11 protein-coding genes and 1 rRNA gene are annotated in these 13,347 nt (G+C 42.6%); 8 read left to right on the top strand and 4 right to left on the bottom strand.

The annotated features are described in order from the left end of the window. The first annotated feature begins 35 nt into the window (after positions 1-35). Positions 36-147, top strand: a 5S ribosomal RNA gene (rrf, locus tag BLR32_RS24265). Between the two features lie 65 nt (positions 148-212). On the opposite strand, the gene BLR32_RS24260 is transcribed toward rrf, so the two are convergent. The 3 genes from BLR32_RS24260 to BLR32_RS24250 all read right to left on the bottom strand — a co-directional run bounded on the left by BLR32_RS24260 (position 213) and on the right by BLR32_RS24250 (position 4,788). Continuing rightward, a complete protein-coding gene (locus BLR32_RS24260) occupies positions 213-1,028 on the bottom strand; it encodes a hypothetical protein (RefSeq protein ID WP_089835435.1) in 816 nt (271 codons plus the stop codon). A gap of 27 nt (positions 1,029-1,055) precedes the next feature. Continuing rightward, the gene (locus BLR32_RS24255; protein WP_089835434.1) at positions 1,056-2,081 is read right to left on the bottom strand and encodes a LacI family DNA-binding transcriptional regulator; all 1,026 of its coding nucleotides are present in this window, start codon (positions 2,079-2,081) and stop codon (positions 1,056-1,058) included. A gap of 148 nt (positions 2,082-2,229) precedes the next feature. Then, positions 2,230-4,788 (bottom strand): zinc-dependent metalloprotease, encoded by a 2,559-nt coding sequence (locus tag BLR32_RS24250; RefSeq protein ID WP_089835433.1) that lies wholly within the window; start codon positions 4,786-4,788, stop codon positions 2,230-2,232. Positions 4,789-5,514: 726 nt separating this feature from the next. On the opposite strand from BLR32_RS24250, the gene BLR32_RS24245 reads away from it, so the two are divergent. The 7 genes from BLR32_RS24245 to BLR32_RS24215 all read left to right on the top strand — a co-directional run bounded on the left by BLR32_RS24245 (position 5,515) and on the right by BLR32_RS24215 (position 12,276). Beyond that, positions 5,515-6,369: a MotA/TolQ/ExbB proton channel family protein gene (locus BLR32_RS24245; protein ID WP_089835432.1), complete on the top strand. Its 855-nt coding sequence runs from the start codon at positions 5,515-5,517 to the stop codon at positions 6,367-6,369. Between the two features lie 70 nt (positions 6,370-6,439). Continuing rightward, entirely contained in the window at positions 6,440-7,087 is a 648-nt protein-coding gene (locus BLR32_RS24240; RefSeq protein ID WP_089835431.1) for an ExbD/TolR family protein, read from the top strand. 73 nt (positions 7,088-7,160) lie between these two features. Beyond that, positions 7,161-7,760 (top strand): ExbD/TolR family protein, encoded by a 600-nt coding sequence (locus tag BLR32_RS24235; protein WP_089835430.1) that lies wholly within the window; start codon positions 7,161-7,163, stop codon positions 7,758-7,760. A gap of 40 nt (positions 7,761-7,800) precedes the next feature. After that, positions 7,801-8,640, top strand: a complete 840-nt coding sequence (locus BLR32_RS24230; protein ID WP_089835429.1) for an energy transducer TonB — start codon at positions 7,801-7,803, stop codon at positions 8,638-8,640. Positions 8,641-8,735: 95 nt separating this feature from the next. Next, complete coding sequence (gene mnmE / locus BLR32_RS24225) at positions 8,736-10,121, top strand: tRNA uridine-5-carboxymethylaminomethyl(34) synthesis GTPase MnmE (RefSeq protein WP_089835428.1); 1,386 nt, start codon at positions 8,736-8,738, stop codon at positions 10,119-10,121. A gap of 276 nt (positions 10,122-10,397) precedes the next feature. Beyond that, on the top strand, positions 10,398-11,522 hold the full coding sequence (locus BLR32_RS24220) for a radical SAM/SPASM domain-containing protein (RefSeq protein ID WP_089835427.1): 1,125 nt from the start codon (positions 10,398-10,400) through the stop codon (positions 11,520-11,522). Positions 11,523-11,535: 13 nt separating this feature from the next. Next, positions 11,536-12,276, top strand: coding sequence for a hypothetical protein (locus tag BLR32_RS24215; protein WP_089835426.1), 741 nt, complete (start codon positions 11,536-11,538; stop codon positions 12,274-12,276). 4 nt (positions 12,277-12,280) lie between these two features. Here BLR32_RS24215 and BLR32_RS24210 read toward each other — a convergent pair whose 3' ends face one another. Next, complete coding sequence (locus BLR32_RS24210; protein ID WP_089835425.1) at positions 12,281-13,105, bottom strand: class I SAM-dependent methyltransferase; 825 nt, start codon at positions 13,103-13,105, stop codon at positions 12,281-12,283. Positions 13,106-13,347: the final 242 nt, after the last annotated feature.

Here is a 13,347-nt window from a genome sequence, read left to right as displayed (position 1 = left end):
AAAGACGAAGATCATTCTACATATAGTAAAGATCTTATGGTGGTTATGCCGAGGGTGTTCACCTCTTCCCATTCCGAACAGAGAAGTTAAGCCCCTCATGGCCGATGGTACTGCACTATCATGCGGGAGAGTAGGTAGCTGCCATATTTATTTAAAAAAGCTCCGGACAAACGTCTCGGAGCTTTTTTATTTTATACCTGTTTAACAGGCTGCTATCTTTTCTTTTTAAAGTCATCATACCAGTGTGCAATATTTACTGATACCCCCATGTTTAAAGCTACAGGCTGAAAATAATCATCAATATCATATCCTCCGTACCTCTCGTCATTTATCAGCAAAGAGAACAGTAGCTGCATCTGGAATTTTACATACTTATATCCCACCCGGAACGTAAATGCAGGCTCATATAAAGGCAGTACCTTATTGCCGATACTCATGTAATTCACTCTTCTCGCAGTGTCGTTTTCAAAGGCTTTAGGGCCCGCGTAAAGACTATTAAACTTCAACAGGGAAATGCGGGATGTGAAAGCTGCTTCTATGACAGGATGAGAGAGACCAATACCTGGCTGAATGAAATACTTGTTGAAATGTGTTCTGAGCAGGTAGTCATTCACGACTCTTTCTGTACTACTTTGATAGGCATCTGCGAGCGTTTTAAAACTGCCCCTTCCATAACCGGCATAGACGTCAAAGACCATTCTTTTCTTCGGATCAAGGGGCTTAAAATAGCCTATAGCACCTTCTATTACACCTCCTCTGGTATCACTGTCTACAATAACATCTGATCCCTCATTATCGCTTGCATCCAGGAAGTCATATACATACTGGCCATTGGCCATTACTGCAATATTGTTGGTAAGGGCGAAAGCTGCCTGGTAGTTGCTGGGAGAGACGCTTCCCTTGAACTCATGTTTCTCTTTTAACAGCGGTTCATTGACGGTATTCGGGACGTAAATATGCTGATTGCACGCGGAGAAGGTGACGACACCACAACAGGCAAGCATCGTCAGGTTGAGATAATTTCGCATAAGATATAAGTTTAAGCAATATAAATTTTACTGGCTGGAGGATTCCCGTTCTATCAATTCAACAGGAAATACAAAGTGTTTAGTGATTTTCATAGTATCGCCGTAGTTAATCAGTTTAACGATGGTGTCTACAGCTTTTTGTCCCATTTCATATCCTGACTGTTCGATCGTTGAAAGTGCAGGTGTAATAATCCTGGATGATTGGTCATTAGAATAGCCGACTACTTTAATGTCGCCCGGAACAGCTACCTGTTGCCGTTTTGCTTCCTGAATAAATGCTACAGCGGAAGTATCATTGGCTGCAAAGAGGCCATCGGGATATTCATCTTTTGACAGCAGTTCTCTGGAGGCAGTAGTGGCAGCTTCAGATGTGAGGTTATGCACGTACAGTAAACGTTCATCAAAAGGGATACTATATTTCTCGAGTGCCGCTTTATAACCACGCAGGCGTTGCTGGTAGAGATTACAGGTTAGGTTACCGGAGAAATGTGCGATCCGTTTACATCCCTGCCTGATAAGATGTTCGGTAGCAAGAAAACCTCCTTTGAAGTCATCTCCTGTAATGGTATACCCGGGAAAGTCTGCAGGAACGCGGTCGTAGAAGACAAGCGGAATATTGTTTTTAATAAAAGGAGTGAAATGTTCATAGGCAGTTGTGAACATAGATGACACTGCAAGTAATCCATCCACGCGTAGGGAAAAGAACGTATTTACCAGTTCCATTTCCATTTCAAGTGTATCATCTGACTGGCCTATCACGATACTGAAGCCATACCGGTGTGCTTCATGCTGAATGCCACTGATCGCCGTACTTTGAAAATACATGGAAGTACGCGGGACGATCAATCCTATAATATTGGAACGGTTCCTTCTCAGACTGGATGCGATCCAGTTCGGAACATAGCCCATTTCAGTGGCTGTTTGCCGTACTTTATCCCTGGTTTCCTGGTTGATCAGCTTATTGTTCTGTAATGCTCTCGAAACCGTGGAAGCAGATAAATTAAGCACTCTGGCAATGTCGTAAATGGTGATCTTGGTACTTCGTTCTTTCACATTCTTGAGGTTCAGTATATAAATATAGCGATATATTGAGCAACTTTAATAAGAAGCAACCGCATTATTTTCATCGAGTTAAATATTATTACATAAAAAGGAGGAAGGCCCGGTATTACCGGGCCTTCCTCCTTTACAGATAGTACTGTTATTTAGGCTCAAGTGCCTGAGAGATCCTTTCTGCAAGATCCGTAAGGTGATAACGGCTTAACGGGTCCTGGGAAGCAGCAGCGGCGGCACGTATATCTGTACGTAAAGATACCAGGTGAGCGCGGGCAATACTGCTGACATCAGATTTGGTAGGATCTGCAGGTTGTACGCCAAACATGATCATCATTGGATTACTGAGCTGGTCGCCTGGCGTTAGTAATTGTATGATATGCTGAACGTATGATTTCTGCAGGTTACGGCGGAAAACGTCAATATTTTTCCGTGTATAGATTTCACTGAAGACACCCTTTTTCACATCATTAAGGAAGGTGCCAGCCTGATAGCTTTCAGGACCGTCATTCGCCTCATTATTGATTAGTTTCGTCAATGTGGCAGCACTCAGGATCCTGTCTAATACAGGTGTCTGGCGTGCGCTGATAATAGCAGTAGCATTATTTCCTGTGCGGGAAAGAATGTCTTTATTTAACAGCCATTTAGGCGTAGTAAATACCTGCTCGTTGAGGAATTGTACAGCTTCTAACTGAGTGCTTTTTGCAACGGCTTCGTAAACGCCGCCTTCCTGTTCCACAGTTTTAGGCGTTTCATAAATACCTCCGATGTTTTTAGCAACATGTCCCAGGTATCGGCCGAACTGGGTATTTACTTCGCGGTACAGCTCAGTAAGATTCGCATATCCTTCGTTATCTTCTTTGGTCCAGGTAAGCAGATTAGGAATGATGCGCTGAAGATTCTTAATACCATAGCTGCCTGCTTTCATAGCATTATCGCCAAGGTCTTCATTCTGCGACCGTGGATCGTCTGGATTCATCTCTGTGCCGAACCAATATCGCTTGTCTTTTAATTTTTCGATGGTCCATTTATTAAGAGTCGCTTTCTCATCTTCCGGATTTTTGGCACCAGGGATTTGACGATAACCCCATTCAATAGCCCATTTGTCATAGAAGTTGATACGAGGATAGAGATCACTTCCCGTAATGCCATCTTCCGGTTGTGCAACATAGTTAAAGCGTGCATAGTCCATAATAGAAGGGGCATGTCCATTTTCCTTTACCCATGCTTTGTCCCTCAGTTTCTCTACAGGGTAGGCAGAGCTGGAACCGAAGTTGTGACGAAGACCCAGCGTATGGCCTACTTCATGCGAAGACACAAATCTGATAAGTTCTCCCATAAGTGTATCGTTGAACTGCATATTCCTGGCCCGTGGATCTGTGGGGGCACATTGTACAAAGTACCAGTTACGTAACAGACGCATCACGTTATGATACCAGTTAATATGGCTTTCCATGATCTCTCCTGAGCGGGGATCGTGAATATGAGGACCACTTGCATTAGGAATATCAGAGGGTTTATATACGATAGCAGAGAAGCGTGCATCTTCAAGACTCCAGGTGGAATCCTGTTCGCGGGTAGGAGCCACCTTAGCTATGATAGCGTTCTTAAAACCAGCTTTTTCGAAGGCAGACTGCCAGTCGTTAACTCCCTGAATAAGGTACGGTACCCATTTCTTAGGAGTTGCCGGATCGATATAAAAGATGATCGGTTTGACAGGTTCCACAAGTTCTCCGCGTTTATATTTCTCCTGGTCTTCCGGTTTGGGCTCAAGGCGCCAGCGGGTAACCATAGACAGGCGTTTTACGCCTTGAGGGTCCAGGTCAAAATCTGTTACGGATGTTGTGAAGAAACCTACCCGTGGATCAAAATACCGGGACTGCATTGGAACTGCCGGAAGCAGTATCATGGAAGAGTTTAACTCCAGGGTAGCATTCCCTCCCTGTGCTGGGGCACCGGGGCCTTGTTGTCCGCCTGATTTTGAATAGGTTTTAACTGTCTTGATCTCAGTATTGATCGGGTAGGATTTAACGTCCACTATATAGGACTTATCCTGTTGCACTGCTCCCAGTTTCAGACCATTCTTAACACGGGAGTCAAAAAAGAAGATGTCATTATCACCTTGTATATAATCAGTCAGATCAATAACGGTGCTGTTGCCCTGATCGGATATCGCTTTAATATCAAACGCAGCGGCAATGGGTTGAATATTGGAATTCATTACAGCGTTAAACATTGGCTGACTGGAATCTTTCGAGATTTCACTATAAGAGATGTTTTTCAGGAAGATTCTGTTGTTAGGACCTTTTTCGAAGCGGATAACATTTTCTCCAATCTCATCCCCGCTATATCCCATCATAGAGGAACGCAGGCCGGCGGCTGATTTGGATATACGGTTCACTACCAGTATATCTCTGCCCAGGAGGGAATCAGCAATTTCGAAGAACACCTTGTCGTCCTGTTTATAGATATTGAACAGGCCGGAATCTGCTATGGCGGCGGAATTGATCACCTCTCCGAATTTCTTTGGAGCAGTTTTAGGGCTGCTTTTGGCAGGCATAGGCGGACGGGCGGTAGAATCTTTAGCTGCGATGGTTGGTTGCTCGGTCTTCTTTCTCCGTTGTGCTGATAGTGGATTGATAGTCAGCATCAATAATAGCGTACCTGCGCTTGTTATAGCCATGGTACGGATAAAGTGTTTGTTCATTTGTTTTCTAATAACCAGATTTTAGGCAGGTAGGTGTTGAAAATACACATATTAAGCAGTAACTTATCGGGGAATTCCATGAACGCTTAAAATATTACAGGAATGGAGGTGGAGGAAAAGAGGGGCATATAGGGGAAGATGCCGTGTTTGCCGTCTATGAATAAATTTGTTGATATGGTATCTTTTATGCTTATATTACAGAGTGAATGAAATGCTGCAACAGGGCCATTACAAACATTTTTCACTGGTTACAGACGTTTAGGTTCCACGTTAGACAGGGTGAAACAGTAATGTAAATAACTGTAATTGTATGGCGTTATAATGACTGTGAAGCAAGCTGAAAGTGACTCAAAGTGTGAATGGTAGCGGGATAGGAGTAAAAAAAACACCGGAAAATTTCTGTTGGAACATTTAAAAAATTTCTTAAATTGTGCGTCCAACTTTGAAAAAAATCAATAAATTTCAGGTTCCAAGGATGGTAATCATAAGGGGCGTAACCCATTATTTGAAATAGGTTGTATTTGACAATTAAAGTGTATGCTCAACAAAACAGGAGATGGTAAGGCCGGCTGCTGGCGGCCTTCAGTGAGTGCGTTAAATTTTGTGAGATTTTGAGAGCTGCACTTGTTTTTTTGGGTCAACCGTATAACTTTGCGAATCACGTATTTATATTGCAGAAATAACAAAAAACAATAGTTTAATCTTTAACACTAAAATTCAATCAACATGGCTGAGACTAAAACAACTGTGACTGCAGGTTCTGCCAAAGCAACTTCTCATCAAGCTAAAAAGTCATCCAATGTATTTGCATTGCTGGCCGTACCTATCTGTATAGTTATAGGTGTTCTCTTTTACCTGTTAGTATTAGGTAGTGCAGATAACTTCCAGGGCGGAATCGTAGGCGGACATCCAGTTGAAGAAGGTATCGGAAAATGGTTCGCAACAGTTTATCAGGGTGGTGCTATTGTACCTATTCTTATTTCTGTATTATTGATCTGTATCACTTTCGTAATTGAGCGTTTCCTCTATATCAGCAAAGCTAAAGGTAAGTTCAGCGGTGCTGACCTGGTAAGAAGAGTTCAGTTCCACCTGGCTAACAAAAACGTAGATGCAGCGCTGGCTGAGTGTGACAAACAGAAAGGTTCTGTAGGTAATGTGATGAAAGCTGGTCTGAAAAAGTACAAAGAAATGATCACTAACACTGAACTGGATACTGAGCAGAAGATCCTGACTATCAAGAACGAGATCGAAGAAACAACTGCACTGGAACTGCCAATGATGGAAAAGAACCTGGTGTTCCTGTCCACTATCGCTTCAGTAGCAACCCTGTTAGGTCTGTTCGGTACAGTATTGGGTATGATCAAATCCTTCTCCGCGATGTCTGCAGCTGGTGCTCCGGATTCATCCAAACTGGCGTTAGGTATCTCTGAGGCGTTGATCAACACCGCTCTGGGTATCGGTACTTCCGCTATCGCGATCATCATGTATAACTTCTTTACTACCAATATCGATAGCATCACTTATGCAATCGACGAGTCTGGTTTTACTTTAACTCAGAGCTTCGCTGCAAACCACAAATAATTTTTTAATTATTTGTATGGAAAACTAGCAGTTTTGAATCTATATAAAGTAAACCTAAAAAGGAGTAAAGATGCCTAAAGTTAAAATGCCCAGGAAGAGCACGCTGGTTGACATGACCGCGATGTGTGACGTGGCTTTCTTGCTGCTCACGTTCTTCATGCTGGCTACTAAATTTAAACCGGACGAGCCGGTGACTGTGGTAACTCCGTCTTCTATCAATACTAAACTGCTGCCGGATTCTGATGTAATCATGTTGACAGTGGATAAAGACGGTAGGGTATTCTTCAGTATGGACGGTCAGCCTAAAAGGCAGAAACTGATTCAGGATCTGAATGAGCAGTACAAGCTTGGACTGAGTGACAAAGAAATGAACAACTTTATCATTGGCGCCAGCGTAGGAACTGAAATCAAAAACCTGAAATCTTATCTCTCCATGAAACCGGAAGAGCGTAAGAAAGCAGGTCTGGAAGTAGGTATTCCAACTGACTCTGCCAATAATGAAGTTGCAGTATGGATCGAATACGCGAGATCTGCACAGGGCGGAAACCCAAGACTGCAGTACTGCGTGAAAGCCGATAACCAAACTCCTTATCCTAAGATTAAGGACATCCTGGATACCTTCAAAGAAAAGAAGATCCAGAAACTGAACCTGGTTACAAATCTGGAGGCACCTCCGCCAGGAACAGCGGCCGCTTTAGCCCGTGATGAAGAAAAATAAAGCGATTTAAAAGTAAACAGCAGGCAGTGCTGCGGCGCTGGGTTGCTATTGAAAACTTAAAAAAAGAGCTACTATGGCAGAAATGGATACCAGTAGTAGTGGTGGGAAAGGCAAACACCAGGGTACGAAATCAAAGAAGCAGTCTACCCGCGTAGACATGACTCCGATGGTGGATCTTGGATTTCTGCTGATCACTTTCTTCATGTTGACAACAACCATGAGCAAGCCCAAAACAATGGACCTGATCATGCCGAAGGATACTAAGGATGAAAAAGAGCAGAACAAAGTAAAAGAAAGTACTGCCCTCACTATACTGCTTGGCAAAAAAGACCGGGTATATTATTACGAAGGTTTGGCGCAAGACCCGAATGCATCAGCCAATCCTGACTTCTTCAAGGCTACTACCTTTGCCAACAAAGGCGGTATCAGAGACGTAATTATTAAAAAGCGTGATGAGGTTGCTAAAGCGAGAAATGCAAAAGGGGAACCTGAAGATGTGGTAGTGATCATTAAAGCTGATGATGACGCTACATACAAGGATTTCGTTGACATTCTGGACGAAATGGCTATTAACCGTATTCAACGTTACGCAACAGTTGACATCAGTGATCAGGATAAAACCTGGATCCGTCAAACTGAGGCAGCTAACGGCGGCGGCGGTGGCTCCAAGTAATTGACACTTAACTTTTGCATCCATCCTTAAAATTTAAACAATGGATACCGCTAAAATCTTAAAGTCCGATTTTCTGGATATCCTGTTTGAGAACAGGAATAAAGAATATGGGGCTTATGATCTCAGACGACAGTACGACAAAAGGGTACGCAACGCCATCATTGGTAGTGCTGCGCTGATGTTAGTTGTTATCGGAGGTTATGCAATAAATAACTACATACTCAAGATTGAAAGGGAAAACCCTAACAAGCAGCCTGTTATTGAGCAGATTAAGATGGAGGACGTGAAGCTTCCGGATGATCCGAAAACTCCACCACCACCTCCGCCTCCACCTGCTCCACCACCACCAGTGAAACCTTCCGTGCAGTTCACTCCTCCTGTAATCAAGAAGGATGAAGAAGTACCAGAAGATGAAGTACCGCCAAAAATCAAGGAAATTGAGAATAAGGCGATCAGTACTAAAACTGTAGAAGGTGATCCTAATGGTATCGACCCGGGATTGCTGGATGACAGTAAAGGTACCGGTGTGGTAGAGGCTCCACCTCCTCCTCCAAAAGAAGAGATCTTTACGTTCGTAGAACAGCCGCCTACCTTCCCTGGTGGTGAAGAAGCGCTGGCTAAGTTCCTGAGCAAAAACATCCACTACCCTCGCGTTGCGCAGGAAAATGCGATCTCAGGTACTGTGTTCGTACAGTTCGTAGTAGATTCTGAAGGTAACATCAAAGATGTAAAAACTGTAGGCGCTGCGAAAGGCGGTGGTCTGGAAGAAGAAGCGATCCGCGTGGTAAAAATAATGCCTAAATGGAAAGCTGGTAAACAGAACGGCCGTCAGGTATCCGTACAGTTCAACCTGCCAATCCGCTTTACTTTACAAGAGTAGCAGATCTAAGGATATTGATCTTAAATCCCAGTACCGGTATCCCCGGGACTGGGATTTTTTATTTATTGGTATATTGCTGCCTGAATTTGAATGTTATGCTTGGGAATAATCTTACAGGATACGATGATACTATCGTAGCGTTGGCTACGGCGCCAGGAATAGGAGCGATTGCGGTGATCCGCCTGAATGGAACGAAAGCCATCGACATCTGTAATAAATTGTTCCCTGCAAAAGACCTGCATCAGCAGCCCGGCCACACACTTCATTTCGGGGCTATTGTTGAAAACGGCCGTACCATCGATGAGGTGGTAGTAAGCCTTTATAAAGCTCCCCGTTCCTATACCGGGGAAGACATTGTCGAAATATCCTGTCATGGATCTCCCTATATCCAACAGCAGATCATTGATGCCTGTATTCACACAGGCGCCAGAATGGCCAAGCCTGGGGAATATACCATGCGGGCATTCCTCAACGGTAAACTCGACCTTACCCAGGCAGAGTCAGTCGCCGACCTTATTGCCAGCAACTCCGCCGCCAGTCATCAGACTGCCATGCAGCAGATGAGAGGTGGTTTTTCGAAGGAGTTATACGCTCTCCGGGAACAACTAATCAGCTTCTCCGCACTGATTGAACTGGAACTGGACTTTAGCCAGGAAGATGTTGAATTCGCTGACCGCACGCAGTTATACCGTCTGATCAGTGAAGCGACGGAAGTAGTAAAGCACCTGGTAGATTCTTTCCGCATGGGAAACGTGATCAAAAACGGTGTAAATACCGCTATTGTAGGCAAGCCCAATGCAGGCAAGTCTACCCTGCTCAATACCCTCCTGAATGAAAACAGGGCCATCGTCAGTGATATTGCTGGTACTACACGCGATACCATAGAGGAGGTCTTAAACATACAGGGAGTCCTCTTTCGTCTTATCGATACAGCCGGCATTCGTGAAAGTGCAGATGTTATTGAAAGCATCGGTGTGCAGAAGACAATGGAGAAAATCCGGGAGGCGGGAGTGGTATTATACCTGTTTGATGTAAATGAAACCTCAATGGCCGACCTCCAGGCTCAGGTAGCGTTATTTGAACAGGAAGACGTCAATTACCTCCTGATTGGTAATAAGACTGATATTATAGGGCTGCCAGCTGCGGAGAGAAAATTCGGGGGGATAGATGGCATTTTGTTTATTTCTGCCAGACAACATGAACATATCCAGGAATTGAAGGACCGTCTGGTACAGAAAGTAATGAGTGGCGATATCAACACTGAAGATACCATTGTAACAAATGCACGTCATTATGCGGCTTTACAGGAAGTATTGAATGCCCTGCAGGATGTAAGGGCCGGACTGGATAATCAGCTCCCGGGAGATCTGTTGGCACTTGATATCAGGAGATGCCTGCATTACCTGGGTGAGATCACCGGGCAGATCACAAATGAAGACCAGCTGGATTTTATCTTCAGTAAGTTCTGTATTGGGAAGTAGATCCTCTGAGTCTGTAGCCATGAATTCCAAATGAAAATTCTCTAATGAAACGCGAAATCAGGTAACCAATTTTTTGTTAATCATCATTCAGTAAATGTCATTAAGAATATTTACAATCTAGTAATTGTTCTAATATTATCCAGTTATCTGTTTTCATAAGCGTTTGTATTATAAGGACAAATATTCGATATGCGCTAATGAAATATTTTTTTTTTCGTGACAAAATTGTAAGTTCAATTACTCAAATTCCATTTTAGATACAAAACCACCCCAAACATGAAATCCGAAGCACGAAAAATTAACTACAAAAAGTTACTGAAAAGACGGCTAGGCCGATTTGTAGATAACCTCTCAATTACCAAAGCGTTAAACAGCGCCGGAGCAATTATGGCCTTTCTCACCAGACAAAGCAAGGTACATGCAAAGCCCATCATCGTTAAAATTGATATTTCGCCTCTTTGTAACTTATCCTGTACGGTATGTGTACATGCCAAATCTACTTCCAATACAGACATACAACAGCAAAGCTTTACCGCTAATCAGAAAATGGATGTTGCCCAATTCAGCAGAATTATAAATGAAATTAAGGGCAAAACAACATTGGTGTCGTTGTACTATTTGGGAGATCCGCTTATTCATCCGGATCTTGCTCAAATGTGCGCTATTGCAAGCAAGGCGAAATTAAATACTCATATAAGCTCTAATTTTTCCTTTAATCTTAGCGATGAGAAAATAAAAGAGTTGGTATTAAGCGGCCTGACACATCTCACAATTTGCATTGACGGACTAAAACAGGAGGATTATGAAATTACAAGGGTGGGAGGAAGAATTAATGTTGTGATCGATAATCTGAACCGTATTTGCAAAATGAAACAAGAGATGCAGCTTTTGTATCCCAAGGTTGAAGTGCAATATATTAAGTATCAGCATAACATTCATGATATAGAAACAGCCCGTACTTTGTTTACTGAGATGGGAGTAGATCAATTTACTACTTTTTGGGGAAGCCTGCATAACTATACTGATTACGACCCAGGTACCTTTGATGTTAAGGGGCCTAAAAAAAATAAGGTTATCCCCAGGTGCCATTGGCCTTATATGGGTACGGTCATCAAATACAACGGTGATGTTATCCCTTGCTGCACTTACAGGCTTGGTGAACAATATCACAAAGAGAAAAAGTTAAAATCTCCTTCCCTTGGAAACATCTTTAACTCCAGCTTATCAGAAGTATGGAATGGTGCGCCCTACCAGGAAATAAGAAAGGTAGTGTCAAACTCCCGGCAGGCGAAACAATGCGGCGAGCATTCTTTCTGCCATGGCTGCCCCATGGTCTATGATACCACCGTTGTGAACAATTATAAATATGCGAATAAATACACTAAAGAGATCTTAAAATAAAAATTCTATCACCATGGCTTTAAATCCTTACAACTTCGCCGACGTGCTTAACGTCCTGGCAGCTCAGCGCACTAAAAGAAAAGTATATAAGATTTCGGAACTGTACAATCTCGAGGAAAAAGGAAATATTCTCCTTTTACGCTTCGATGTCGAGAATTCTCCGGAAATAGCCCTGAAGTTCGCCCATAAATTACATGATATTGATTTCCCGGCTACTTTTTACTTTCACACAAGGCGTAATGTTTTTGTCCCATCTATAATGAGAGAGATACAATCGCTAAACCATGAAGTGGGATTCCATTATGAATGCCTGGATCGCTGTCATGGAAATTTTCCTGAAGCGAGAAAACTGTTTATCAGGGAAGTGAACCTGTTCAGGAAAATCGGAATAGACATTAAAAGCGCCTGTGGACACTCGGAGCTTTTCCTCCCCAAAAATGGCTATCTGCTCAACAATGAATTGTTACAGGAGTATCCCGAACTGATAAAGGAGACAAACTTACTAGGAGAAGCCTATTTCCTGACGCGCAAGTTCAATATGGTGCATGCGAGAGACACGTTCGTCCGTATCCTCAATATGTATAACCAGATACAGGAAACACGGCTTGATCAGGGATTGCATGTCTTACTCCATTCACACAGATGGCGGGATAATCTAATGCAGTCAATGTATCAGTCAGTGAAGGATCTCCGGCAAGCCTGGTCAAACATTAAGAAAGGCAAACGTGAGTATGAACTGTATCATGCAGATTGAGCCATTATTTAGTGACTTTCCGGGCAATAATGATGATACCTGGAGTAACGGGCCATTTATAGAAACTTAACATAGAAAGGATATACGTAACTTTATAAAATAGATTGTGAAACAGGGACTGTTTTTTTCCCTTTTCTGCATATTGATACTTAACAATCTTAAATCCCCCTGTTTCCAATACTCTCTCAATAGCCTTTTTGCTGTAACCTATAAAAGCGTCCCCCATTCCACTATAAGGTAATTTTATTCCAAACAGCTTTTGACATTTCATCAACCAGTTAAGATTCGTAATACGCAGGATCAATATTCCATTGTCGGTAAGATGACGATGAAAGGATGTAACGGTTTTGATAGGTTCAGGGTCATAATAGAAAGAGTCAATAGCGCTTATTACGTCAAAGTACAGGTTACATGGTAGCGTTTCCATTGCTGTAAACACCTGTAACCCCTGACTATTGCAATAATCGTATAACTTTTTGTTTATCTCCACTCCATATGCCTGTACACCACGGGAATGGAGCTTTTGGAGTAAATGTCCATAGGCACAGCCAAAGTCAAGCCAGGCAGTAACAATAGTAGTATATTTACTTGTGGTAGTCAAAATATAGTCAAAGAAATGATTTCGTTTTTGCCTTAGCAGTTCTTCATTTTTCAAATTGGTATATCCCCGGCCATCCAGATGTAATTCTATATCAGAATAGCTTGCGGCTCTTAAAAAGACAGCACAGCTTTTACAATAAAAAATGTCGCTTCCCTTTATATTGAGGGGATAGTGCATGGCTGCTGTGTTACAGATTTTACATGTAATAGATGGTTTCGGGGGAAACATTGGGTATGTTTAAATAGCTGATGATTTCAGCAGTTATTAAAAAAAATCTATTTAAGATGATGCTACAGCAGGCAATTTAATTTACTTTATTGAATCTGACTTAACTATTATGAGCGGAAGCAACCGGTAATTGTTTTTCAATGACCCTGTAACGTTGTTGCGTTCATTCTGCTATCGGGTTTTAGTATATTTGTTTTAATTACTCAGGTTTGGTGGGAATATATATAGCATCCTGGACAGTA

The sequence above is a fragment of the Chitinophaga filiformis genome, assembly GCF_900102545.1.
GTDB classification, from domain to species: Bacteria; Bacteroidota; Bacteroidia; order Chitinophagales; family Chitinophagaceae; genus Chitinophaga; species Chitinophaga filiformis.
Note: the sequence above shows the minus strand (reverse complement) of the source record. Positions and strands in the feature narration are given on the sequence as shown.